General features: G+C 37.1%; 23 protein-coding genes. 16 read left to right on the top strand and 7 right to left on the bottom strand.

From position 1 onward, the window contains the following. The first annotated feature begins 62 nt into the window (after positions 1–62). From tpx to ACWNMY_RS05400, 5 genes are all read left to right on the top strand, one after another. Positions 63–563, top strand: coding sequence for a thiol peroxidase (gene tpx, locus ACWNMY_RS05420; protein ID WP_449537251.1), 501 nt, complete (start codon positions 63–65; stop codon positions 561–563). A 131-nt stretch (positions 564–694) separates the two neighbouring features. Continuing rightward, entirely contained in the window at positions 695–1,690 is a 996-nt protein-coding gene (locus ACWNMY_RS05415; RefSeq protein ID WP_449537250.1) for a class I SAM-dependent methyltransferase, read from the top strand. 417 nt (positions 1,691–2,107) lie between these two features. Further along, positions 2,108–3,295: an acetate kinase gene (locus ACWNMY_RS05410; RefSeq protein WP_449537249.1), complete on the top strand. Its 1,188-nt coding sequence runs from the start codon at positions 2,108–2,110 to the stop codon at positions 3,293–3,295. A 393-nt stretch (positions 3,296–3,688) separates the two neighbouring features. Next, positions 3,689–4,519, top strand: coding sequence for an EcsC family protein (locus ACWNMY_RS05405; protein WP_449537248.1), 831 nt, complete (start codon positions 3,689–3,691; stop codon positions 4,517–4,519). A 5-nt stretch (positions 4,520–4,524) separates the two neighbouring features. After that, on the top strand, positions 4,525–5,046 hold the full coding sequence (locus ACWNMY_RS05400; protein ID WP_449537247.1) for a MogA/MoaB family molybdenum cofactor biosynthesis protein: 522 nt from the start codon (positions 4,525–4,527) through the stop codon (positions 5,044–5,046). Between the two features lie 24 nt (positions 5,047–5,070). On the opposite strand, the gene ACWNMY_RS05395 is transcribed toward ACWNMY_RS05400, so the two are convergent. After that, positions 5,071–5,385 carry a hypothetical protein gene (locus tag ACWNMY_RS05395; RefSeq protein WP_449538394.1) on the bottom strand — a complete coding sequence of 105 codons (315 nt, stop codon included), beginning with the start codon at positions 5,383–5,385 and terminating at the stop codon, positions 5,071–5,073. A 194-nt stretch (positions 5,386–5,579) separates the two neighbouring features. Here ACWNMY_RS05395 and ACWNMY_RS05390 point away from each other — a divergent pair, with 194 nt between their 5' ends. Next, the gene (locus ACWNMY_RS05390; protein WP_449537246.1) at positions 5,580–6,788 is read left to right on the top strand and encodes an argininosuccinate synthase; all 1,209 of its coding nucleotides are present in this window, start codon (positions 5,580–5,582) and stop codon (positions 6,786–6,788) included. Next, entirely contained in the window at positions 6,785–8,161 is a 1,377-nt protein-coding gene (gene argH / locus ACWNMY_RS05385; RefSeq protein ID WP_449537245.1) for an argininosuccinate lyase, read from the top strand. The genes ACWNMY_RS05390 and argH overlap by 4 nt, the downstream gene beginning before the upstream one ends. A gap of 36 nt (positions 8,162–8,197) precedes the next feature. Here argH and ACWNMY_RS05380 read toward each other — a convergent pair whose 3' ends face one another. Then, positions 8,198–8,647: a universal stress protein gene (locus ACWNMY_RS05380; RefSeq protein WP_449537244.1), complete on the bottom strand. Its 450-nt coding sequence runs from the start codon at positions 8,645–8,647 to the stop codon at positions 8,198–8,200. A gap of 213 nt (positions 8,648–8,860) precedes the next feature. On the opposite strand from ACWNMY_RS05380, the gene ald reads away from it, so the two are divergent. After that, a complete protein-coding gene (gene ald, locus ACWNMY_RS05375) occupies positions 8,861–9,982 on the top strand; it encodes an alanine dehydrogenase (RefSeq protein WP_449537243.1) in 1,122 nt (373 codons plus the stop codon). 359 nt (positions 9,983–10,341) lie between these two features. Then, positions 10,342–11,085: a hypothetical protein gene (locus ACWNMY_RS05370; RefSeq protein ID WP_449537242.1), complete on the top strand. Its 744-nt coding sequence runs from the start codon at positions 10,342–10,344 to the stop codon at positions 11,083–11,085. Between the two features lie 151 nt (positions 11,086–11,236). Here the strand turns inward: ACWNMY_RS05370 and ACWNMY_RS05365 are convergent, their stop codons facing one another. Further along, positions 11,237–12,331 carry a M24 family metallopeptidase gene (locus ACWNMY_RS05365; RefSeq protein WP_449537241.1) on the bottom strand — a complete coding sequence of 365 codons (1,095 nt, stop codon included), beginning with the start codon at positions 12,329–12,331 and terminating at the stop codon, positions 11,237–11,239. A gap of 186 nt (positions 12,332–12,517) precedes the next feature. Here ACWNMY_RS05365 and ACWNMY_RS05360 point away from each other — a divergent pair, with 186 nt between their 5' ends. The 3 genes from ACWNMY_RS05360 to ACWNMY_RS05350 all read left to right on the top strand — a co-directional run bounded on the left by ACWNMY_RS05360 (position 12,518) and on the right by ACWNMY_RS05350 (position 15,170). After that, a complete protein-coding gene (locus ACWNMY_RS05360; protein ID WP_449537240.1) occupies positions 12,518–13,201 on the top strand; it encodes a metal-dependent hydrolase in 684 nt (227 codons plus the stop codon). A 96-nt stretch (positions 13,202–13,297) separates the two neighbouring features. Continuing rightward, a complete protein-coding gene (locus tag ACWNMY_RS05355) occupies positions 13,298–13,543 on the top strand; it encodes a hypothetical protein (RefSeq protein ID WP_449537239.1) in 246 nt (81 codons plus the stop codon). 316 nt (positions 13,544–13,859) lie between these two features. Continuing rightward, positions 13,860–15,170, top strand: coding sequence for a DRTGG domain-containing protein (locus ACWNMY_RS05350; RefSeq protein WP_449537238.1), 1,311 nt, complete (start codon positions 13,860–13,862; stop codon positions 15,168–15,170). Between the two features lie 283 nt (positions 15,171–15,453). Here ACWNMY_RS05350 and ACWNMY_RS05345 read toward each other — a convergent pair whose 3' ends face one another. Next, positions 15,454–15,756 (bottom strand): YtpI family protein, encoded by a 303-nt coding sequence (locus ACWNMY_RS05345; RefSeq protein ID WP_449537237.1) that lies wholly within the window; start codon positions 15,754–15,756, stop codon positions 15,454–15,456. A 125-nt stretch (positions 15,757–15,881) separates the two neighbouring features. Here ACWNMY_RS05345 and ACWNMY_RS05340 point away from each other — a divergent pair, with 125 nt between their 5' ends. Beyond that, positions 15,882–16,823 carry a DHH family phosphoesterase gene (locus ACWNMY_RS05340; RefSeq protein ID WP_449537236.1) on the top strand — a complete coding sequence of 314 codons (942 nt, stop codon included), beginning with the start codon at positions 15,882–15,884 and terminating at the stop codon, positions 16,821–16,823. A gap of 35 nt (positions 16,824–16,858) precedes the next feature. Here the strand turns inward: ACWNMY_RS05340 and ACWNMY_RS05335 are convergent, their stop codons facing one another. The 3 genes from ACWNMY_RS05335 to ACWNMY_RS05325 all read right to left on the bottom strand — a co-directional run bounded on the left by ACWNMY_RS05335 (position 16,859) and on the right by ACWNMY_RS05325 (position 18,311). After that, positions 16,859–17,047 carry a hypothetical protein gene (locus ACWNMY_RS05335; protein WP_449537235.1) on the bottom strand — a complete coding sequence of 63 codons (189 nt, stop codon included), beginning with the start codon at positions 17,045–17,047 and terminating at the stop codon, positions 16,859–16,861. Positions 17,048–17,469: 422 nt separating this feature from the next. Further along, positions 17,470–18,000, bottom strand: a complete 531-nt coding sequence (gene ytrI, locus ACWNMY_RS05330; protein ID WP_449537234.1) for a sporulation membrane protein YtrI — start codon at positions 17,998–18,000, stop codon at positions 17,470–17,472. Beyond that, on the bottom strand, positions 17,973–18,311 hold the full coding sequence (locus ACWNMY_RS05325; protein WP_449537233.1) for a YtrH family sporulation protein: 339 nt from the start codon (positions 18,309–18,311) through the stop codon (positions 17,973–17,975). Before ACWNMY_RS05325 ends, ytrI begins: the two co-directional genes overlap by 28 nt. A gap of 221 nt (positions 18,312–18,532) precedes the next feature. On the opposite strand from ACWNMY_RS05325, the gene dnaE reads away from it, so the two are divergent. The 3 genes from dnaE to ACWNMY_RS05310 all read left to right on the top strand — a co-directional run bounded on the left by dnaE (position 18,533) and on the right by ACWNMY_RS05310 (position 24,196). Continuing rightward, a complete protein-coding gene (gene dnaE, locus ACWNMY_RS05320) occupies positions 18,533–21,904 on the top strand; it encodes a DNA polymerase III subunit alpha (RefSeq protein WP_449537232.1) in 3,372 nt (1,123 codons plus the stop codon). 235 nt (positions 21,905–22,139) lie between these two features. Beyond that, positions 22,140–23,369, top strand: a complete 1,230-nt coding sequence (locus tag ACWNMY_RS05315; RefSeq protein ID WP_449537231.1) for an NAD(P)-dependent malic enzyme — start codon at positions 22,140–22,142, stop codon at positions 23,367–23,369. 212 nt (positions 23,370–23,581) lie between these two features. Then, positions 23,582–24,196 (top strand): FadR/GntR family transcriptional regulator, encoded by a 615-nt coding sequence (locus tag ACWNMY_RS05310; RefSeq protein WP_449537230.1) that lies wholly within the window; start codon positions 23,582–23,584, stop codon positions 24,194–24,196. Positions 24,197–24,381: the final 185 nt, after the last annotated feature.

Raw genomic sequence — 24,381 nt, 5'->3', positions numbered from 1 at the left:
TCATTTTAAAATACAGATATCATTTACACTGTACATATAATTTAAAGGAGGATTTTGGTAAAATGGCAAATATCACATTTAAAAACAATCCAGTCACTTTATTAGGAAATGAAGTAAAGGTTGGGGACAAAGCTCCCGATTTTACTGTATTAGCAAATGATTTATCACCAGTAACATTAGCAGATTCAAAAGGATCTGTTCGTTTAATAAGTGTAGTCCCTTCCCTTGATACAGGTGTTTGTGATGCACAGACTCGACGTTTTAACGAAGAAGCAGCTTCACTTGAAAATGTGAAGATCTTAACAGTGAGTGTTGATTTGCCATTTGCTCAAAAGCGTTGGTGTGGTGCAAACGGTATTGAAAACGTTCAAACTTTATCCGATCATCGTGAACTTTCGTTTGGTGAAGCATATGGGGTTGGTATTAAAGAACTTCGTCTTCTAGCGCGAGCTGTGTTTGTTGTTGATAGTAATGACACTGTAACATATGCTGAATACGTTAGTGAGGCTACAAATCACCCGAACTATGAAGCTGCATTAGAAGCGGCAAAGGCTGCTCAATAAACTACTCTATAAAGAGAACCCCAGACATAATTGGGGTTCTTTTTTTCTACCATACAGCTTGTTATTTGAACTACATATAGATTTCTTATAAAATAGAGAGATATGCTATGATTCGAAAAAGGAGAAAATATATGGAAAAAATATCAGCGGTCGAGAAATTGTTTACAGTAATAGATAACACAGCAACGATTTTAAGAGAAGAGCTATCATGTACGTATCTAGAAGCTGTTGCAGAAACAGGGGAAAACCTCTTTCAAAACACAATCTTGCAAGAGGAGGTAAGTGAGCTATCTAAGAAAAGATTAGAGAAAGAGTACAGTCAAATTAAGCTGGATCGTTTCGGCGTAGAAGAAATTCGTAAAGCCTATCAACTAAGTGCCTTAAAAGGTATGAAAGAGGCTACACAGCCAAATCACGAAATGACACCAGATGCTGTTGCTATCTTCATGGGATATCTAGTATCAAAGTTCTCCGAGGACTGGAAGCAACTTCGTATCTTTGATCCAGCAGTTGGTACCGGAAATTTATTAACAACTGTTTTAAATCAAAACCAATCTAAGGAAGTCGAGGCTTTTGGGATTGATGTTGACGACCTACTTATTAAGGTTGCGTATGTTAATGCAAATCTACAACAGCATTCGATCCAACTTTTCAATCAAGATAGTCTCCAACCACTATACATAGACCCTGTAGACTTAGTTGTGTGTGATTTGCCAGTTGGCTATTACCCAAACGCATTTGGTGCAGCGAATTTCAAGCTTCGCGCAAAGGAAGGGCATTCCTATGCACATCATCTTTTTATTGAGCAAAGCCTTACATATACAAAAGAAGGCGGATACCTTCTGTTTCTAGTACCAAATAATTTATTTACTAGTGATCATGCAAAAGAGTTAAATGAATATCTGAAAGAACATGCTATCATCCAAGGCATGATTCAGCTACCACTTTCTTTATTTAAGAATGAAAAGGCAGCAAAAAGTATATTTATCATCCAGAAGAAAGGACCTGAAGTAAAGGTTCCAAAGCAAGCACTATTAGTAGATTTACCTAAGTTTTCGAATCAGGTGGCAATGTCAGGCATTATTGAACAAATTGATAACTGGTTTAATAATGAAAAAAAACACTAGTACGTAATATATTCACAAATCAGGAGACCCTAAATAAGAGGGTCTTTTTTAGTTATTATTAAGCAATAAATTTTGCACTGCGGAGATGAGTTTAAACATCTAGTTCCAGCGCCTAGCCCCTCGAGGTCATAAGTCAATTTAGAATTGAAGGCAAAGAGCACCTTCTATTCTAAATCGTCTTATGCTTGTCAGGGCTGAACGAGGCGCTTACACTTTTGTTCTTAACAGCGCTTTCTATTATCTGAATTAAAGAACTTTATGGAGAAAACGGTAACAAAATGGCATAGTGCTTGAAATGTCAAACTCCCGGTGTTTAAATGATAGTGGTCATCGATGAAAGAGTGTTGTTTTGTACAGAATAATGGAGAATGGTCTAAATACATACCTAAGGATAAATTTAAAAAAGGAGCGTATACGATGTCGAAAGTAATTGCCATAAATGCAGGAAGCTCATCGCTAAAATTTCAATTATTTGAAATGCCAAGTGAAGAAGTAATTACAAAAGGAATATTTGAACGCATTGGTCTTGAACAAGGAGTTTTTACTATTTCAGTTAATGATGAAAAACAAACAACTGAAATAGAAATCCCTGATCACTCGGTAGCAGTTAAAATACTCCTAAGCAAATTAACTGAGTTAGGAATTATTAAATCGTTAGATGAAATTGAAGGTATTGGACATAGGGTTGTTCATGGTGGTGAATCCTTTGATGATTCAGCTCCTATTACTGAAGAGGTTTTACAGGAAATAGAAAAGCTTGCCGAATTAGCACCGCTGCATAATACAGCTAATGCGACTGGGATTAGAGCGTTTCAGGAAGTATTACCAAATGTTCCTGCAGTAGCAGTTTTTGATACAGCCTTCCATCAAACAATGCCTGAAAAATCTTTCTTATATAGTCTTCCTTATGAATACTATAAAGAATATGGAATAAGAAAATATGGATTCCATGGAACATCACATAAATATGTGTCAGAGAGAGCTGCTGAATTATTAGGTAGACCTTTAGAACAGCTTCGTCTATTGTCTTGTCATCTTGGAAATGGTGCGAGTATTGCTGCAATTGAAGGGGGTAAATCCATTGATACATCGATGGGCTTTACACCTCTAGCTGGTGTAACAATGGGAACTCGATCTGGTAACATTGATCCAGCATTAATTCCATATATTATGGAAAAAACAGGAAAGACAGCAGATGAGGTATTAGATGTTTTAAATAAGAAAAGTGGTATGTTAGGGGTATCTGGTTTTTCAAGTGATTTACGTGATGTTGAACTAGAAGCTGGAAAAGGTAATGAACGTGCGGAACTGGCACTAGAAGTTTTTGCTAGCAGAATTCATAAATATATCGGTTCCTATGCAGCTCGTATGCATGGTGTTGATGCAATTATTTTTACAGCTGGTATTGGCGAAAATAGTGATACAATACGTGCAAGAGTCCTTACAGGTCTAGAATTTATGGGCGTATACTGGGACCCAGTTTTAAATCAAGTTAGAGGGAAGGAAACGTTTATTAGTTATCCACATTCCCCTGTTAAAGTAATTGTAATTCCAACAAATGAAGAAGTTATGATTGCTCGCGATGTAATTCGTTTAACTAAATAGCAAATGGACAAACTTTTAAAAAGGTTGTTCGTATATAGTAGACAAAGTCATTTTTTGGCTTTGTCTTTTTCATTGTTTAAGAAATTTTAAAATTCAACCTTGTGAATGAGTTGTGTATGAGTTTATCTACATCTAGCTTCAGCGCCTAGCCCCTCGAGGTCATAAGCCAATGCGTAAAGAAGGTAAAGAGCAACCTTCTCACCGTCTCGTCTTATGCTTGTCGGGACTTGCACATGATGTGCTGATGTCCACATTTGCCACAGGACGTGGCAGTCTTTAGTGGACGTTCACTTTCAAGACGCCTCCGCATTTGTTCTTTGGTGGGCTCATCTTGTCCGCTTACACTTTATGGTATAATACGTTCATAGTGAATGGTGGAAACGGAGGATTATTATGGAACTCACAAGTCGTGAACAACAAATTTTAACTGATATTGAAAGATGGTCGGAGAAATTACAGTATGAACAAACTGACTTTGAAATGACATATGATCGATGGCTTGAAAACTCATTACAGCTAATTCCAGAGGGTGTACGAACAGAGTTCTTTTCCAAACTAGACAATTGGTTATTTCATCTACATGCAATACTTCAAGGGACCCAGTTTCAAATGGACGCTCGACAACGTCTTATTCAATCCGCTCGCGTCTTTAACTCGGAAATTGAGGATATTTCAGATCTTAAGGAATTATCAATTGATCAGCTTATTTATCTAACCGAACACCAAATTGCAAAACATCGTCTCTATTCATTTGCGCATGGTGGTCTGTCAGGTACAGGTGGACTTCTCCTTCTTGGTACAGATATTCCTGCAATTACAGTGCTTAACCTTCGTATTGTACAATTAATTGCAATGACATATGGATACGAGGTCAATACACCATATGAAATGATGACTTCATTAAAGGTGTTCCATGCAGCAACATTACCAAAGAGAATGCGATACAACGGCTGGGAAGCTCTCATTGATGAAACAGAAGGCTACAATAAGAATCAATATTTCTATCAGGGTTCCGATGAGTTGACTGATGAAACATGGCTGGAGCTACCTCTGAAGCATATTATTAAGGCGGTAACAATCTCGTTGCTTAGAAAACGTATGATTCAAGGAATACCACTTATAAGTATGGCAATCGGTGCAGGAATGAATTATCAGTTAACCAGGCAGGTTAGTGAGTTTGCTCACAATTACTACAGGATGCGGTATTTAAAAGAGAAGGAGTAAGTAGCATGAGTGTTACAGACCATAAAAAGGCATTATCAGCCCAGATTAATTGTAAAATCATTACAGTAAGTGATACAAGGACAAAGTCAACAGATAAAAGTGGGCAATTAATGATAACACTGCTCCAGGATAGTGGGTTTAATGTGTACGAATACGAGATTGTTAAGGATGAGCAAATCTTTATTGAAAAAGCTATTAAAGCGGGTTATGAGAACGAGGAAATCGATGTAATCCTATTGAATGGCGGAACAGGTATCGCAAAGCGTGATGTAACAATCGAAACGGTTTCGAGGTTGCTAGATAAAGAAATTGTTGGTTTCGGGGAGCTGTTTCGGATGCTAAGCTATACGGAGGATATTGGTTCAGCTGCTATACTTTCAAGAGCAATCGCAGGTGTTATCCATGATACAGCTGTTTTTTCTACACCGGGTTCTACAGGAGCTGTGCGGCTTGCGATGACAAAGTTAATTCTTCCTGAACTTGTGCATGTAGTTAACGAGATAAAAAAGGATATAAAAAAGGGCTAATCTCTTACAACAGATTAGCCCTTTTTAGTGATGAATTTTTTGAGATATTCCCTGATTCATTCTATACCAAATCCATAAGTCATTAATAATAGAGGCACACTCAGAAATCTCATTATTCAATTCACAAGAACGCTCAAAATTAAGTTCATTGCCAAGTTGTTCTTGTTTTTTGTTTATAACTGTTTCAATCTCAGAAATCCGATCTGGAATATGTCCCCTGATTTTTTCCCATTCTAACAAGATTGACTGTTGAACGTCATCAGAATACTCTTCCCAACTATCATTAAGGTGGGGAAGTTGAATACCCAGCCGTTCGTCATATGAAAAAAAGGTACTGATTATATCCATTATATCCACTCCTACTGGCTCCTGTACTTATTTTACAATACCGCCTTGTTATTATCTATGTAAAAAAAGAATTTAAATTTTCTTCAGAATGCTATTGAAAAAAGTAGAAAGAGTTGCTAAAGTTATACATTATAAATGTATAAATATAAAAATAAATGAATTATTATTCGAGAGGGAGATACAACATGAGTAAAAAGAAAGTCGTTTTAGCATATTCTGGTGGTTTAGATACAAGCGTTGCTGTGAAGTGGTTACAGGAGCAAGGATATGATGTCGTTGCTTGTTGTTTAGATGTAGGTGAAGGAAAAGACCTTACCTTTATTAAAGAAAAGGCGATTACGGTAGGAGCTGTATCTTCCTATGTAATTGATGCAAAAGAAGAATTTGCACAAGAGTTTGCACTTGCGGCATTACAAGCTCATACACTTTATGAAGGAAAATATCCATTAGTTTCAGCTTTATCTCGTCCGTTGATTGCGAAAAAGCTAGTTGAAGTTGCAGAGCAAGAAAATGCTGTAGCTGTAGCACATGGATGTACTGGAAAAGGAAATGACCAAGTTCGATTTGAGGTTTCAATTAATGCATTAAATCCTAATCTTGAAGTCTTAGCACCTGTTCGTGAATGGAGCTGGTCTCGTGAAGAGGAAATTGAATATGCAAAACAACATAATATTCCTATTCCAATTAATTTAGACAGTCCATTTTCAATTGATCAGAATCTTTGGGGACGCAGTAATGAGTGTGGAATTTTAGAAGACCCTTGGGCAGCTCCACCAGCAGATGCGTATGAATTAACCGTATCCCTTGAAGAATCACCAAATACACCAGATATTATTGAAATCGGGTTTGAAGAGGGTGTACCAAAAACAATTAATGGCCAGCAGTATACATTAGCTGAGTTAATACTCGAATTAAACCAAATCGCTGGTAAACATGGTGTAGGTCGTATCGACCATGTGGAAAACCGTCTAGTTGGGATTAAATCTCGTGAAGTATATGAATGTCCAGGTGCAATGACTTTAATTACAGCACATAAGGAACTAGAAGACCTCACACTTGTAAAAGAAGTTGCACATTTCAAACCAGTTATCGAGCAAAAGCTTACTGAATTAATTTACAACGGACTATGGTTTTCCCCATTAAAAGATGCATTACTTGGCTTCTTAAAAGAAACGCAAAAATATGTAAATGGAACTGTTCGTGTGAAATTATTTAAAGGTCATGCAATTGTAGAAGGACGTAAATCAGAAAATTCATTGTATGATGAGAAACTAGCTACTTATACTTCTGACGATGAATTTGATCATAAAGCGGCTGTTGGTTTCATTTCATTATGGGGCTTACCGACAAAGGTAAATAGTATTGTAAATAACGGTAAGAAGGTACAAGTATGAAAAAGCTTTGGGGAGGCAGATTTACAAAAAGTGCTGAACAATGGGTAGATGAGTTTGGTGCATCTATCTCCTTTGATCAGGAACTTGTGAAGGAAGATATTGAAGGTAGTATCGCTCATGTTACAATGCTAGGAAAATGTGGAATCATTTCCAAAGACGAAGTTGATACTATAAAAACAGGGCTTCTTACCTTGTTAGAAAAAGCGAAAAATGATCAATTGGAATATTCAATCGCAAATGAAGACATTCACTTAAACATTGAAAAAATGTTAATCGATGAAGTCGGTCAGGTTGGTGGAAAACTCCATACTGGAAGAAGTAGAAATGACCAAGTTGCAACGGATATGCATTTATACCTTCGCAGCCAAGTTGATGAAATCATTGGGTTAGTAGAAGAACTCCAGGAATCTATAATTGAACAAGCGAACGAACATGTCGAAACGATTGCACCGGGTTATACCCATTTACAGAGAGCACAACCGATTTCTTTTGCTCACCATTTATTGGCTTATTATTGGATGCTCGAGAGGGACAAGGAGCGCTTACAAGATTCAGTAAAGAGAATTAATATGTCTCCATTAGGAGCAGGTGCGTTAGCGGGTACAACCTTTCCAATCGATCGTTATTATAGTGCTGAGCTTTTAGGCTTTGATAAAATCTATGAAAATAGTATTGATGCTGTTAGTGATCGTGACTTTATTATCGAGTTTTTAAGCAATAGCTCATTAATTATGATGCATCTTTCACGTTTTTGTGAAGAACTTATTCTATGGTCCTCACAGGAATTTAATTTCATTGAAATGGATGATGCCTTTGCTACTGGAAGCAGTATTATGCCACAGAAGAAAAACCCAGATATGGCGGAGCTAATTCGTGGGAAGACAGGGAGAGTCTATGGAAATCTTGTTGGACTATTAACTGTTCTTAAAGGGACGCCACTTGCATACAACAAAGACATGCAAGAAGATAAAGAGGGCATGTTTGATACCGTAAATACAGTAAAAGGATCCTTGAAGATATTTGCTGGAATGGTGTCAACGATGAAGGTAAAGACCGAAGTTATGGCAACTGCTGTTAAGAAAGATTTCTCAAATGCAACGGAACTTGCTGATTACCTAGCGGCAAAGGGCCTACCATTTAGAGAAGCTCATGAAGTTGTAGGAAAGCTTGTATTAACTTGTATTGAACGTGGTGTCTTTTTAGGGGATTTACCATTAGAGGTATTTAAAGATTCATCCCTACTCTTTGATGAGGATATTTATGAAGTCCTATTGCCTAAGACTGCAGTATCACGTCGTAAAAGTGCTGGCGGAACAGGTTTTGATGAAGTTCGTAAGGTACTGCAGAAAATAAATAAAACAAAAAAATCGTGAGACGATCACGATTTTTTTGTTTTCCATACTATATTTTTATAGATCTTTTTCTGTTCTCACAACCATAACATCGCATTTTGCATAGCGAGTTATATGTTCAGACACGCTTCCCATTAATAAACGTTCAACAGCATTTAATCCTGTAGCACCACAAATTATTAAATCAACATTATTCTTCGTAGCGATATCCTTTGCAATTTTGATCTTTGGAGATCCAAATTCTAATAATGTTTTACAATTTTCAATACCAGAATCCTTAACAATACCTTTATAGCTTGTTAGTAAATCCTTTCCATATTCCTCTGCTTGTTGCGTAAAATTTGTATTATAAGCTCCAATAACGGCAAATTGTCTTTGGTTAATTACATGTGTAATAAACAACTCTGCATCATAGCGCTTACATACGTCGATTGCTTTTTTTAAAGCCCATTCCGCTTCTTTAGATCCATCTACAGCAACAAGAACTTTTTTATAGGTAACTAGCATATTATTAGCCCCCTAAAATATAGAAATGTCTTTCTAGTATTAATATAGCATTGTCCTCCTCTAAGAATATGAAGCATAATTGTAGAAATAGTGAACTTTCGCTTGATTATTAGAAAGAAAAATACTATGATGTAAGTGTTTTCATCCTTGATATAATAAGACTTGTATTTTATAGGAAATGAAGTTTGATAACTAAAAGAGGAGTGTATTTTCATGCGTATTGGTATACCTCGAGAGATTAAAAATAACGAAAACCGGGTTGCAATGACGCCAGCTGGTGTTGTTAATCTTGTAAGCTTCGGTCACGAAGTATTTATTGAAACGAATGCTGGAACTGGATCTGGTTTTACAGATGAACAATATGCTGAAGCTGGTGCAACAATTGTAAATACAGCAAGTGAAGCATGGTCAATGGACATGGTAATGAAAGTAAAAGAACCCCTTTCAGAGGAATATCAATATTTCCGTGAAGGCCTACTCTTATTTACGTATTTACATTTAGCTGCTGAGCCAGAATTAACGAGAGCACTTGTTGATAGTAAGGTAATAGGAATTGCTTATGAAACCGTACAGTTACCAAATCGTTCTCTTCCACTTTTAACACCGATGAGCGAAGTAGCTGGCAGAATGGCAACGCAAATAGGAGCCCAATTTTTAGAAAAACCACATGGTGGAAAAGGTATCTTATTAGCTGGTGTTCCAGGAGTACAGCGTGGTAAAGTAACGATTATTGGTGGGGGAGTGGCAGGTACCAATGCAGCCAAAATGGCAATTGGACTTGGTGCTCAGGTAACGATTATAGATTTGAATCCAGAACGTCTCCGTCAGCTCGATGATATCTTTGGTTCTGATGTAACAACCTTAATGTCAAATCCGTTAAATATTGCAGAAGCTGTGAAAGAATCTGACCTTGTGGTTGGAGCAGTTCTAATACCAGGTGCTAAGGCTCCTAAGCTCGTCACAGAGGATATGATAAAAACGATGGCTCCAGGATCGGTGGTCGTTGATATTGCAATTGACCAAGGTGGAATCTTTGAAACAACCGACCGAATAACAACGCATGATAACCCAACCTATGTAAAGCACGATGTTGTTCACTATGCAGTTGCAAACATGCCTGGTGCTGTTCCTCGTACATCAACAATGGCACTAACCAACGTAACAGTTCCTTATGCATTACAAATTGCAAACAAGGGCTATAAACAAGCATGTGTAGAGAATGAAGCGCTACTAAAAGGAATTAACACATTGGACGGATATGTTACCTTCCAAGCTGTTGCAGAAGCACACGAAACATCATTTTCAGATGCAAAAACACTACTAGAAAATAAATAATAATGTTGAAAGGGTACCTTTGTTTAGGGTATCCTTTTTCCTTTTGCTTTGACTAATCATTGTAACCATTCTTTAGGCATAAAAATATGATATAGAATAGTTGTATGGCATTTAATCAAATGCACCTTTGCGTATTTGCGCCCGATTTTTAGGACCAAAGGAAGTGGCGTATTTAGTCTTTGACCTCTTACTGCTCGAAGAAATTTCCTTTTAAAAATCGAGGTATCTGCCAGTGGTTTTAACTTGAATTCAGTCGGGTTAGTCGCATCTGAATTGTTTACTCTTAGTGCATTCGTTCCCCCCTTATAGAAGTGAGGGACTTTTTGCTGAATAAAGGTAAGAGAGAGGAGTGCAGGTAGATGGGTTCACCAGTTTTTTATAATCAATCATTAGCACCCTATGTTCATCGCCCAACAGCTACAGCTTCCATGCCAAAAAATCCAAATCAATCAACCTATTATTCTAACTTTGTAATGGAACACATAAAATTACAGGAAAAATATAATAAAACAGTTAAAGAATTTATGAAAAGCAATGAGGGACTAATTAAGAAATTAGTAGACGAACAAAAGGGGTTGCAACAGCAATTTTTCCACCAAGAACGAAATCAATCAGAGAAGGATGAAAAGCTCACTAAAAAAATGAAAGAACAGAAAAATCTATTGGAGGTGGTTGTAGGCTTTATGAAGAAACAAGAAAAATACAACGAGACAGCCACAAAACAGCATGAGGAACATAGGGAACAGCTTGAAATTCTCCAACGGATTGTTCAAAATCAAGAAATGTTTAACCAGAAAGTTTCTGAAAATATTAATCTTGTAAAGGAACAATTTGACCAAATTGTTGAATCACTAAAAGGGCATGAACTGATAAAAGAGACCATTTCTAAGAGCTTTGAGAATAAAGAGGAAAGAGATCACGAACTAGTTGAAACCATTAATGAACAAAAGGAATTATTCTTTAAGGTTCTAAATAGTATCCAGTCTAACAAAGAGCAATACGATATTTTATTTGATTATGTCCGGAATCAGGATAATTTTAATCATAAGCTGTTTGAGTATCTTTGTTCAAAATTTGAAGAGGAAGAAAATGCCGTGAACTAAGAAAGCATAACCCTTCGCTTATCGGCGAGAAGCATAAGACGAGCGTTGAAGAGGGTACATTATACCTTCCGAAGCGATTTGCGTAGACCGGAGAGCAGAAGGGGCTATAATTAGACAAAAGTAAAGGACCTCCAGGTGAGGTCCTTTATACTTATCTTGTTAGTAATTCCTTTGGGAATTTTGTAAGTGTTTCTGAACCGTCTGCCGTAATCAGCATATCGTCTTCAATGCGTACTCCGCCAATTTCAGGCACGTAGATACCGGGTTCAATCGTATATGCCATTCCTTTTTGTAATAGCATATTGTTTGTTTCATTCATGGAAGGGAACTCGTGTACATCAATACCTAGCCCATGACCAATTCGATGAGTAAAATATTCTCCATAACCAGCATCGGAAATAATCGTACGTGCAGCACGATCAATATCTCCAACCTTTGTACCTGGCTTACTTATATTTACTGCAGCTAATTGAGCTTTTAAAACAGTATCATACACGTCACGCTGTATATCGGAAATCTCTCCAAACGCGACAGTTCGGGTAATATCTGAACAATATCCATCAAGTACAACGCCTAAATCAAAAAGGACAAAATCCCCTTTAGAAATCGTTTCTAGCCCTGGTTTACCGTGTGGTGCAGCAGTTTTTAGACCTGTTAGGACCATAGTATCGAAGGACATTTGACGAATCCCTTTTTTCTTCAGTTCAAATTCAATGGTTGCAAGGATATCTAATTCTGTTTTTCCCTCAGCTATGGCTTGCACTCCAACTTCAACACCATAATCAGCAAGTTTAGCTGCCTCTCTCAGAATGGAAACCTCTTTATCTTCTTTAATCATGCGTAATGTATGTAATTTTTCCTCAGCAGATACAAATGAGGATGAAGGGAACAATTCTTGAACCTTTTCAAACCTTTCAACAGTTAGATGTTCTTTTTCAAGAGCTACTGTTGTGACGGCTATGTTTCGTTTTGAGAACGATTGTTGTATGAGTTCCCACGGATTATCAGTATCACTAAAACCGATAATTTCATACTGCCATCCAGCAGTCCGAGCCTGTCCCACCTCCATATTAGGACAAATCAATATTGGTTCCTCATTTTGAAAAACAAACAATCCGAGAAGTCTCTCATGTGGTTCTGTATAGAAGTTTGTTAAATAAAAAACATTGGGAGTGGAAGTAATGAAGCTACATGTAATATCCTTTTCCACCAGCCAATTAGAAAGCTGTTTTAATCTTTGATTCATAGTGACACATCCTTTAAAAAAGATAAATTAAGAGTAGCAATTAATATCAAAATTGTAAACTATAGCAATTCTATGTTGTCATGTTAGGTATGTTTGTTTTAAAGAGGAAAAGGGTATAAAAAAGAAGGAATGTAAGCAGGAATAAAGAAGTTATTAGTAACGATTAAATAAAAAGGGGAGATACATATGAAAATATCCTATCATGGTCATTCTGTTGTAAAAATTGAAACCGGGGGGAAGTCAATTATCATTGATCCTTTTATTACTGGGAACCCTCAAACCGATTTAATAGCTTCCGAAGAAAAAGTTGATGTAATCTTATTAACACATGGCCACGGAGATCACCTAGGAGACACTGTTGAGCTGGCAAAGCGTAATTCGAGTTTGGTGGTTGCGCCAAATGAACTTGCTGTCTATCTAGGGTGGCAAGGGATAAATGTTCATCCGATGCATATTGGTGGTTCACATCAGTTTGACTTTGGAAAAGTGAAATATACGCTTGCGTTTCACGGATCAAGTGTTGAGATACCTGATGAAAAGGAGCTTATCTATACAGGAATGCCAGGTGGAATTGTCTTTACTGCTGAGGATAAAACAATCTATCATGCAGGGGATACAGCATTATTTTATGATATGAAGCTTATTGGGGAACTTAATGATATCGATGTTGCCTTTTTACCAATTGGAGATAATTTCACAATGGGACCAGACGATGCACTAATTGCAGCAGAATGGCTAAAGGCAAAGATAGTAGTTCCAATTCATTACAATACCTTCCCTGTAATTGAACAGGATCCAGAAGATTATGTGTCAAGGCTTACCTCTGCGGATGGCAAGGTATTATCACCTGGAGACGTAATTGAATTATAAATTGGAGAAAGACGTGAATATCATGCTATGATTCACGTCTTTTTTTGTACAACCTTTCATAGAATGATACAAGCATATAGTAAGGAGGGAATAAGGATGCACAATAGATTATTACTATGCTTATTACTGTGTGGGGTTTTACTGTATTATGGTGTACCAAGATTGTCAGTTGGAGCTAGTGGCTTGGAGGGGATATTTGCCCTTTCATGGCTCGTATTTGCACTGATTGTTGTAAGTGGAAATCTAATTGGACTCTTATACAATCCAAAAACAACAAAAAAAGTGACAAAAACAGTAACAGTTGCTTCAAACAAAAGACAAAGAATGCGTATGTACCAATAAAGGATGGTCAAAATGTCCGGTGAAAATGACACATCCCTAGAAGAGCTTCGACTACCTGCCGACACGTCCTGTGTCGAACGTCGAAGTCACCACTTCCTGTGGAAGCTCGTTGGCTTGTTTTTCCGTTGCTCACGTATTAACTGCATACGTTCCGCTACTCAAAACAGCGCCGCCTCGAACTTCTTGGTCCTTTTCATCCTCCTTTTTGACACATAATCTAGCCAAGATTGAATAAAGCCTTTTTCACCCGTATAATAGACATAAGAAACCAACGGTATAGAAATAGAATGATTATGATTATTAGAGGGTGAAGAGCTTGGCGACAAAGCATGAGCAAATTTTGCAATATATCGATACACTTCCGATTGGTGAGAAGATTTCTGTTCGACAGATTGCGAAGGACATGAAGGTAAGTGAAGGGACAGCTTATCGGGCAATTAAGGAAGCTGAAAATAAAGGCTATGTGAGCACGATTGAACGAGTTGGCACAATCCGAATTGAACGAAAAAAGAAGGAAAACATTGAGAAGCTAACATTTGCAGAGGTTGTTAATATTGTAGATGGACAAGTGCTCGGTGGAAAAGCGGGACTACATAAAACGCTAAATAAATTTGTTATTGGTGCCATGAAGCTTGAAGCGATGATGCGTTATACAGGCGCAGGTAATCTCTTGATTGTAGGTAACCGAACAAAAGCACATGAGTATGCATTAAATGCGGGAGCAGCAGTATTAATAACAGGTGGTTTTGACACAGAGGATCATGTGAAAAAGTTAGCAGATGAGTTACAACTACCTATCATCTCTAGTAGCTATGATACCTTTACGGTCGGAACAATGATCAACCGCGCTATTTATGATCAACTTATAAAAAAAGAAATTGTGCTAGTTGAGGATATATTAACTCCAAAAGCTGAAACAATTAGTCTTCAACTCTCCGATAAGGTTGAACAATGGTATCAATATAATACCGAAACGGGTCATGGTCGATATCCTGTAATTGATAAACAATCCAAAGTTGTCGGCATGGTTACAGCAAAAGACATTATGGGTCAGGATTTACAAACAACTATTGACAAAGTAATGACAAAACAACCAATGACAGTCAATGAAAAGACATCTGTAGCATCTGTTTCACATATGATGGTATGGGAAGGAATTGAAGTTTTACCAGTTGTTGATCAATCCAACCGTTTACAAGGAATTATTAGTCGTCAAGATGTACTAAAAGCATTACAAATGGTCGGACGTCAACCACAGGTAGGAGAAACACTTGATGACATTGTAACCAATCAATTTGTTGATATTTCGTCAGAGGGTGAAGCAATCTATCAGTGTGAAGTAACTCCCCAAATGACAAACTACTTAGGGACTATCTCATATGGTGTTTTTACAACGATAGTCACAGAAGCAGCAAGCAGAGTACTCAAATCATTTAAAAAAGGTGATTTAGTAATCGAAAACATGACTGTATATTTTATGAAACCAGTTCAAATTGAAAGTATGTTGGAAATCCGCCCGAGGATTTTAGAGGTTGGTAGAAAATTTGGAAAAGTAGATGTCGAAGTTTTTAATGGCGGTGTCGTTGTTGGAAAAGCAATGATGATGGCTCAATTAATTGAAAGATAGAGAGAAAAGCGTTAAGCGCTCCTGGAGTTAGACAACGAAAGCATTTTCTGAATCCTATACTTACTTAACATAAAAAAAGAGACGCATTCGGGCGTCCCTTTTTATTATCGTTATATAAATCATAAGGATTTAGGATAAGCGTTTCGACATCCAGTTTCAGCGCCTAGTCCCTCGAGTTTTTCTTGTAGGACTTGCATAGGATGTGCTGACATTTTGACGTTTGCCACAGGACGTGGCAGATGTTAGTCGATGTTCCTCTTTTGAGGCGTTTGCGGTTTTGTAATTATCCTTGTTGTTCCGCTGCTTCTTTCACTACTAATGGTAGGTAATGCTTATAGGCGCGAAATCCTGCCCATGTGCTTCCACCGCCTACTAATATGAGCATAATCCCAATGACAGTTGAAATTACTGAAGGATGAACAAAAAGTGTATTTATACCAAATAGGGCAACGAATAAGCCAAGAGCTATACTGGATTTCGCAGACAACCATTGTTTTTCGATTGGGCGTCTCGTACGGAAATATTTTGTTTTATAATAGAAATAAAATACAAAAGAAAAGATAATTAACATAACTAAAATTTGCATGAAAAAGCTTCCTCCAATTCTAGATTGCTATTCCTATTGTAACGGGTAGTTTTCTAAAATGCTAGTGAATAGAATGTGGAAACTTCGTGAAGAACGAGCCAATATAATGTAAAAAGGAGAATAAAATGATTCAAGAAATTATTGATACAATCAAACAATTTGAAACAATTATTATTCATAGGCATGTCCGTCCTGACCCGGATGCGTATGGATCACAAAATGGACTAGCGGAAATACTAAAAGCCTCCTTTCCTACGAAAAAAGTGTATGTAGTAGGGGAGGATGAACCTTCTTTACTTTTTCTGAAGGAAATGGATAAGATACCGGATGAAACATATAAAGATGCACTTGTAATTGTGTGCGATACAGCCAACCAAGGACGAATATCAGATACACGCTATAATCGTGGGACTAAGCTAATAAAAATTGACCATCATCCAAATGAGGACCCCTATGGTGATCTTCTATGGGTGGACACAAATGCAAGTTCGTGTAGTGAAATGGTGTATGAATTTTACTTACATGGAAAAGAACAAGGATTAACCTTATCAAAGGAAGCAGCAAGGCTCATCTTTGCTGGAATTGTAGGCGATACTGGAAGGTTCTTGTTTCCCAGTACAAATCCAAAGACCTTTACATATGCTGGAGAATTAATTAAATTTGGTTTTTCATTTCCCGATATTTACGAAAATTTATACCGAACAAAAGAAAATGTAGCTCGCCTTAGTGGCTATGTGTATCAGAATTATAAGGTCACTGAAGATGGTGTAGGAGCAATGGTGATATCAAATGAGATTCTTCAAAAATTTAATGTAACACCAATTGAAGCCTCACAACTTGTAAGCAGCTTAGGAAATATTGAAAATATCAAAGCATGGGCATTTTTCGTAGAAGAAAAAGATCAAATACGTGTTCGACTTCGGTCAAATGGACCAGTGATAAATGGAGTAGCAAAAAAATATAACGGTGGGGGACATCCACTCGCTTCTGGAGCATCTATTTATTCCTGGCAAGAGGTTGATAAAGTAATTGCAGATATACAAAAGGTTTGCAATCAAGTAAACTAAAAAATAAAGTCGCTCTAATTTGTGCGACTTTTTCTTTAGTTTTTTACTTTCTCTGGGATAAACCATGAACCCACTTCTGTTACTTCCTCATGTACGTTTAAATTTAAGGCTTGTATTTCTTTCTTAATTGCATTCACCACTTCAGAGGATTCTGCATAAGCCGAGTACCCGTTTTTTATTCGTGCCATTTTTTCATTTAACATCGTTCTACGATTAATATACATTTTTTCCCTCCTCCTCATATGTTTATTGTATTTCATTTCTACCCAGAAATACTATATAATTTTATAATTTTCTAAAAACTTTTAAAAATCTGTAACAAAAATTTCATATCTTAAAAAGGAAAAAGCCTCCCAGAAGGAGGCTGCACTCTTTTAGTATGAAAATCCCTCGTAAGATTATGAACCCAGACTGTCTTGAAAACGTTTGTCAGACAATGCGCGCTGCCCGAGCGAAGACGCGAATAGAAGTTGCCTTCATGAGCGGACGAGCGAGGTAAGCAACACCGTATGCGAGCGTTTGTCTACAGTCTGAAGCCTCCTAGAAGGAGGCTACACTAAGTTTTGTATGGTAATCTGAGATTACATAGATATCCTAAGCGGTCTCGTAAACGTTGGTTCACATATTCAACTTTTTAGAAAGAGATTTATTTAACTAGCTCTATGTTGAGTGATATTTCTAAAGTTGTATCAAAATAGATCGTGTGTATTTTAAGCTTATAGGTTTTATCATCCAATTCAAAATCCCTATTCTCAATTGTACCTCGTAGTAACTCTTTATTTTTTGATAGACTTTGAATATCCTGTCCAATTAGATAATTAAGATCCTCTATTACTGCGTTTTGCATAATATGGAGATTGAGTGAACTTAGGTCAAATTTTTTACGGTTTGCAAACTCGACCTTGAAATCCTGGACTTTTAGTTTGTTTTTGTTCTCAGTATTTAATTTTTTTATATCATCAATAAGTATATCTTTACTATCCTGTAAGTCCTTAATTTCACTTTCTTGTTCTGTGATTAATTGAATCTGTTTTTCTTGCAGTACTCCAAACTGATATAAAAAGACAAACCAACTTATTAAGGCGCCAACAACTATACCAGCAAAAAACCTTTGCCAACCTGGTTTTTGATAATATGGAGCCACTCTCATTAGGTGATATGCTCCTGCGTTAACCATTCAATGATTCTCCAACCGAACTGAGCGCCTCCCATTGCAGATAGAATTAATAAAAATTGCTTAAAGACATCCTTTGTTTGCCCAAGAAAAATTCCTCTTTCAAAGCTATAAAAAGCATCAAATGTTCCACCAATTGCGGCGACAAGTGCCCAAATTTTTAGCTTGCTCGCAACTGAATAGATTTCAGATAACGGAGCTTGACCGGAGATAAATGCTCCAAGCCCGCCTATAAGGGATCCACCTAATAAGACTCCAAGCGCAATAAAAAAACTATGAATAAATGCGGGCATAAAAGCCTCTTTAACTTCCATATGGACACCCTCTTTTTGGATTTGTTAAATAGTCATTTCTTTTTTAATCCTCTTTAACTCTATGTATATGGACAAACCATTGCTAGTATGAGTTTTGTTTTGCTTGTTTTGTAAATAAGACTATAATGAAAGTAACGATAAGAACGTATTTTTGGTATGAAAATTAGAAGAAGCTAGTACCAAAGGAGAAAAAATATAACATGATAAAGGTGTGGATTTAATTGCCTTTTGTTCACTTACAGGTTCAAAGCGCCTACAGTCTTTTATCTAGCGCTGCAAAATTAGAAGATTTGGTTAAAAAAGCGAGCAGCTTAGGACTTAAAGCGTTGGCGTTAACAGATGAAAATGTGATGTATGGGGCGGTTGCCTTCTATAAAGAATGTAGAAAGTATGGAATAAAACCTATTATTGGATTGACTGCACAGATACTATCTGAAGAAGACGGGCAAGGTACTGCTTATCCGTTAGTATTACTCGCCAAAAATAATAAAGGATATCAAAACCTATTAAAAATTAGTAGTGCCATCCAAACTAAGTCAAAAGCAGGACTTCCTAGAAGATGGTTAAGTCAATATCGTGAAGGACTCATCGGTATTTCTCCGGGGCGAATGGGAGACGTCGAACAAAACCTTAAAGTTGGAAATGTTGAGGAAGCTAAAAGATGTGCTAATTCATATAAACAAATATTTGAACCAGGCTCTTTTTATTTATCAGTGCAAAACCACAACGTACATAATGAAGATAAGATCAATGAATTGAAACTGATGATTGGCAATGATTTAGAAATACCAGTAGTTGCTACCAATCATGTCCAATATATAGAGAAAAGTGATTCATTTGCACATGAATGCCTGTTATCGATAAAAAATGGTACAAAGCTAGCAGATGAGGATCGAGTTGTCTTACCGAGCAAAGAATATTATTTGAAATCGCCAACCGAAATGATTGATCTTTTTTTTGAAACACCAGTGGTTATTGAAAATACATTAAAGATCGCCCAGCAATGTAATGTGGAAATTGAACTTGGAAAATTTGCTTTGCCAAAATATCCGGTACCCAATCATGAACCCGCAGCGGATTATTTGTCACGTATTTGTTTAAAAGGGTTACATGAGAGGTATCAACATCCTAGCGATGAACAGCTAGACCGGTTACAATATGAGCTCGAAGTTATTAGAAAGATGAACTTTAGCGATTACTTTTTAATCGTTTGGGATTTTATGAAATATGCACATGAGAACGGCATTGTCACAGGTCCTGGCAGGGGTTCTGCAGCAGGTTCATTGGTCGCGTATGTTCTACATATTACGGATGTTGATCCATTAGAACACCAGCTATTATTTGAACGTTTCTTAAACCCTGAAAGAATATCAATGCCAGATATTGATATTGATTTTCCGGATAACCGACGAGATGAAATGATTGAATATGTGTCAAAAAAATATGGTAGACTTCATGTCGCACAAATTATTACATTTGGAACACTTGCAGCTAGAGCAGCTCTTAGAGACGTCGGAAGAGTGATGGGGATATCTCCTAAGGAAGCTGACTTTCTTGCCAAACAAGTACCTAGTAGGCTAGGAATTACGCTTAAACAGGCCTATGAGGAATCACAGGGATTACGTGACTATATTACAAATATTGAAATTGGACGTAAAATATTTGAAACAGCGATAAAAATTGAAGGACTTCCAAGGCATACATCTACTCATGCTGCCGGGGTTGTGATAAGTGAACAACCACTCACTAATTTAATTGCAATCCAAGAAGGACATAATGACGTGTATTTAACACAATTTCCGATGGATATCCTCGAGGAAATAGGATTGTTAAAAATGGATTTCCTTGGTCTTCGAAATTTGACCCTAATTCAAAATATACAATCCCTCATTCAACGGGGAACCGGAAAAAGAATAGACCTTTCTACCATTCCGTTAGATGATCAAAAGACATTTACGTTACTAAGTCAAGGTGATACAACAGGAGTTTTCCAATTAGAATCAAGTGGAATGAGAAGTGTGTTAACTCGACTTCAACCTAATGAGCTAGAGGATATTGTAGCAGTGAATGCATTATATCGACCAGGTCCAATGGAAAATATACCATTGTATATTTCTCGTAAACATAAGAAAGAAGCGGTGCAATACCCACACCCAGACCTAGAGTCGCTCCTTCAAATGACATATGGTGTCATTGTATATCAAGAACAGATTATGCAAATTGCTTCCAAAATGGCAGGGTTTAGTCTTGGAGAAGCTGATTTATTAAGAAGAGCTGTTAGTAAAAAGAAAAAAGAAGTACTCGATCAAGAGAGACAGCACTTTGTCCAAGGAAGTCTTGCAAAGGGTTATAGCGAAAAAACAGCTCATGACATATACGATTTGATTGTGCGTTTTGCCAATTATGGTTTTAATAGAAGCCATGCTGTAGCATATAGTATGATTGCCTACCAACTAGCATATTTAAAAGCGAACTTCCCACTTTATTTTATGTCAGCATTACTAACAAGCGTTATTGGGAACGATGATAAGCTTGGGCAATATATACGTGAAGCAAAACAAAAAGGGATAAGTATCTTGCCACCTTCCATTAATAAGAGCTTTTTTCCTTTCATTGTAGAGAAAAAGTCGATTCGATTTAGCTTAGCTGGAATTAAGGGAGTAGGAGTTTCTGCATTAAAGGAAATCATCGAAACAAGGAAGGTAAAACCTTTTGCTGATTTATTCGATTTCTGCGTACGAACATCAACCAAAAGTATAAATCGCCGAACAATAGAGGCCTTAATATGTTCGGGAGCGTTTGACGAATTTGATCAACATAGAGCCACACTCTTAGCTACGTTAGATGTTGCGCTTGAGCACGCTGAACTTGTGCGACCAAAGGACGAGGAAAATCAGTTTGAACTTACATTTGAGGATGATTTCGGACTAAAGCCCAAATATGTTGAGGTCGAGCCATTTAAGGAAATGGAAAAGCTACGCTTTGAAAAAGAGGCGTTAGGTTTTTATTTATCCAGTCATCCGCTTTCCTCTTATGAACAATATTTACGTAAAAATGGTGCTATTTCAATTTCAGAGGCATCTACCTATCTTCATCAAAACATTGTAATCGGTGGTTTTATTACAAAAGAAAGAACGATTCGAACGAAAAAAGGGGAAGTAATGGCCTTCCTAACTATTAGTGATGATTCGGGCGAGCTTGAAGCTGTTGCTTTTCCTAAATCCTATACAAAGTTTTCCAAGCATTTAAAAATGGAGGCCTTACTTGTGATAAAAGGGAAGGTGGAAGATCGAAATAACCAGCTTCAACTCATCATCAATGAGGTAGAACCATTACAGGAAAAGGTTGAAGAAGCAGTGCATGAAGAACATACACTTTTTATAAGGTTAGATAAAGAACATCAAGGTGATCAAATATTGATTGATGTAAAAGAGATGTTACAGCAGTCTCCAGGACAAAATGCAGTGGTTATTTACAATGAGCAGACACATAAAATAATAAAGCTTCAAAGGGAGCTTTGGGTTAATCCAACCACACAGTTTATAGAGCAGTTGAAAGATATGATAGGACCCCAAAATGTGGTTCTAAAATGACATATTCTCTTTACAACAGCATTAGATATGTTATATTGTTAAATAAAAGTGATGTGGCCAGACCACTGAATTATCATTTGAAATTGGAATTCTATATGACTAGGTTTTTATGAAATACCAGAAGTGAAGTTTGGACAAGGTTTAGGATTGTATTTGTATGACTAAAAAATGGTGCTGTTATTCTATGGATCTGCAGTCACCGAGTTTTCTTTAAAACAAGGAGTGAAAAAGGTAAATGACTCTACGAGAAGAAGCTCTACATATTCATCAAATAAACAAAGGAAAGCTTGAATCAAAATCAAAAATTCCGGTAAAAAACGCAAAGGATTTAAGCTTGGCCTACTCACCAGGTGTTGCTGAACCATGTAAAGTTATTTATGACGATAAGTCCAAAGTGTATGAATACACAATGAAGGGAAACATGGTCGCTGTTGTAACTGATGGTACTGCAGTCTTAGGCTTAGGGAACATTGGTCCAGAGGCAGCTCTGCCGGTCATGGAAGGTAAGGCTGTATTACTTAAGAGTTTTGCTGGTGTAGATGCATTTCCAATTTGTCTAAATACAACTGATGTTGAAAAAATTATTGAAACAGTAAAATTACTAGAGCCAACTTTCGGTGGAGTAAATTTAGAAGACATTGCAGCTCCTAATTGCTTTGTCATAGAGGAACGTCTCAAAAAAGAGACAAATATTCCGGTTTTTCATGATGACCAACATGGCACTGCAATTGTTACAGTTGCAGGATTAGTGAATGCTTTAAAGCTTGTTGGAAAGAAAATGTCCGAAATAAAGGTTGTAGCGAATGGAGCAGGTGCGGCTGGAATTGCAATCATTAAGCTCCTATACCGCTATGGAGTTCGTGACATCATTATGTGTGACTCAAGAGGGGCAATATTTGACGGGCGCACATTTGGTATGAACAATGTAAAAGCCGAAGTGGCAAAATATACGAACCGTGACCGTTTAGAAGGAACACTTCAAGATGTACTAAAGGATGCTGATGTCTTTATAGGTGTATCTGTTGAAGGTGCGCTTACAGCAGAGATGGTAAAAAGCATGAGGCCGGATCCGATAATTTTTGCAATGGCTAATCCAAATCCTGAAATCATGCCAGAGATTGCATTAGAAGCAGGAGCGAAAGTAGTTGGAACGGGAAGATCTGATTTTCCAAACCAGGTTAACAATGTGTTAGCCTTCCCAGGTATTTTTAGAGGTGCGCTAGATGTTAGAGCAACAACAATTAATGAGCAAATGAAGATCGCGGCCGTAGAGGCTATTTCCTCGTTGGTCTCAACTGAGGAACTACGAGCAGATTATGTTATCCCTGCTCCTTTTGACCCTAGGGTAGCTCCTGCCGTTGCTGCAAGTGTTGCTAAAGCGGCGATGGAAACTGGCGTTGCAAGAATTGATGTAGATCCAGAAGAAGTTGCAGAGAAAACACGACGTTTGGCTATTATTGAATAACTATAAACAGCAGGGGTTCAAACCCTTGTTATTTATAGTTAAAGCCTCCTGCGGTTGCCACGATTTTTCAAAGAAAATTTTTTTCGAGGAGTAAGATCCAAAGACTAAATACGCCACTTCCTGTGGCAACGTCTTTATGTCCCACTTTCTGTGGGCCTAAAAATCGGGCGCAAATACGCCAAGGCGTATTTGATTTGATAGGAAGAGATACTGTGACATCGTCTAATTCAAAGGTGTTTATTGAAATTGTAAATCAAATAAGGTCGATTATTCATGATGATGGTCTTTCTGCTGGTGATAAAATACCATCTGAAAGAGAGCTATCGGATCGTCTTAAAGTAGGTCGCTCTTCCGTTAGGGAGGCACTCCGTTCCTTAGAATTACTAGGGTTAATTGAGACAAGAAGAGGCGAAGGTACTTTCTTAAAGGATTTTGGAAATCATCAATTAATCAACTTAATAGGTACCTTCATTATTCAAGGAGATAAAACAAAAGATGATCTTCTTGAAACAAAGACCATGATAGAAAAATCATGTATTGAATTAGTTTGTTCTAGAAAAGACGTTAATCTGTTTGATGAACTGTCACCTAAACTGTTAGAAGTTGAGAATCCTAAGGAATTCTTACTACAAATGATAGTTGAGGCAACAGGTAACCGACTAGTGCTACGTATCTGGCTAGTTGTATATGAGTATGTGAAGTTTGTTTATGAGGAACAGACTCAAGTAATAAATAAAGAAGGTTTCGATGAATTGGTTAGTGGTTTACGTGAACGCAATGTTTCCCAAGCCTTATCTGCATATGAAAAACTAAGCATGTTGCCTTAACAATTTAGTAGTTATGTGTGGCGTTAAGGGTAACAAAATAAGACTTCCAGTCTTGCTAGACAATTTGTAGGAATTTGTCGTGAAGTCAGTGACATATTCCTACAAAAAATGTAGAAGACATTCAGTAAAGTATAAGTACATGCTTTTTTGGCAACGAAGGAAGATATATAATTTTCCTTTTTTAC

Source organism: Ferdinandcohnia sp. Marseille-Q9671 (assembly GCF_976954385.1).
Note: the sequence above shows the minus strand (reverse complement) of the source record. Positions and strands in the feature narration are given on the sequence as shown.

What these genes read in the sequence shown, in the direction of transcription:
- ACWNMY_RS05345 (WP_449537237.1), bottom strand. Translation starts at nt 15,756, where the DNA reads ATGCAAATTTTAGTTATGTTAATTATCTTTTCTTTTGTATTTTATTTC.
- ACWNMY_RS05370 (WP_449537242.1), top strand. Translation starts at nt 10,342, where the DNA reads ATGGGTTCACCAGTTTTTTATAATCAATCATTAGCACCCTATGTTCAT.
- ACWNMY_RS05380 (WP_449537244.1), bottom strand. Translation starts at nt 8,647, where the DNA reads ATGCTAGTTACCTATAAAAAAGTTCTTGTTGCTGTAGATGGATCTAAA.
- ACWNMY_RS05410 (WP_449537249.1), top strand. Translation starts at nt 2,108, where the DNA reads ATGTCGAAAGTAATTGCCATAAATGCAGGAAGCTCATCGCTAAAATTT.
- argH (WP_449537245.1), top strand. Translation starts at nt 6,785, where the DNA reads ATGAAAAAGCTTTGGGGAGGCAGATTTACAAAAAGTGCTGAACAATGG.
- ACWNMY_RS05400 (WP_449537247.1), top strand. Translation starts at nt 4,525, where the DNA reads ATGAGTGTTACAGACCATAAAAAGGCATTATCAGCCCAGATTAATTGT.
- ACWNMY_RS05335 (WP_449537235.1), bottom strand. Translation starts at nt 17,047, where the DNA reads ATGTATATTAATCGTAGAACGATGTTAAATGAAAAAATGGCACGAATA.
- ald (WP_449537243.1), top strand. Translation starts at nt 8,861, where the DNA reads ATGCGTATTGGTATACCTCGAGAGATTAAAAATAACGAAAACCGGGTT.
- ACWNMY_RS05340 (WP_449537236.1), top strand. Translation starts at nt 15,882, where the DNA reads ATGATTCAAGAAATTATTGATACAATCAAACAATTTGAAACAATTATT.
- ACWNMY_RS05315 (WP_449537231.1), top strand. Translation starts at nt 22,140, where the DNA reads ATGACTCTACGAGAAGAAGCTCTACATATTCATCAAATAAACAAAGGA.
- ACWNMY_RS05355 (WP_449537239.1), top strand. Translation starts at nt 13,298, where the DNA reads ATGCACAATAGATTATTACTATGCTTATTACTGTGTGGGGTTTTACTG.
- ytrI (WP_449537234.1), bottom strand. Translation starts at nt 18,000, where the DNA reads ATGGTTAACGCAGGAGCATATCACCTAATGAGAGTGGCTCCATATTAT.
- ACWNMY_RS05325 (WP_449537233.1), bottom strand. Translation starts at nt 18,311, where the DNA reads ATGGAAGTTAAAGAGGCTTTTATGCCCGCATTTATTCATAGTTTTTTT.
- tpx (WP_449537251.1), top strand. Translation starts at nt 63, where the DNA reads ATGGCAAATATCACATTTAAAAACAATCCAGTCACTTTATTAGGAAAT.
- ACWNMY_RS05390 (WP_449537246.1), top strand. Translation starts at nt 5,580, where the DNA reads ATGAGTAAAAAGAAAGTCGTTTTAGCATATTCTGGTGGTTTAGATACA.
- ACWNMY_RS05415 (WP_449537250.1), top strand. Translation starts at nt 695, where the DNA reads ATGGAAAAAATATCAGCGGTCGAGAAATTGTTTACAGTAATAGATAAC.
- ACWNMY_RS05365 (WP_449537241.1), bottom strand. Translation starts at nt 12,331, where the DNA reads ATGAATCAAAGATTAAAACAGCTTTCTAATTGGCTGGTGGAAAAGGAT.
- ACWNMY_RS05405 (WP_449537248.1), top strand. Translation starts at nt 3,689, where the DNA reads ATGGAACTCACAAGTCGTGAACAACAAATTTTAACTGATATTGAAAGA.
- ACWNMY_RS05360 (WP_449537240.1), top strand. Translation starts at nt 12,518, where the DNA reads ATGAAAATATCCTATCATGGTCATTCTGTTGTAAAAATTGAAACCGGG.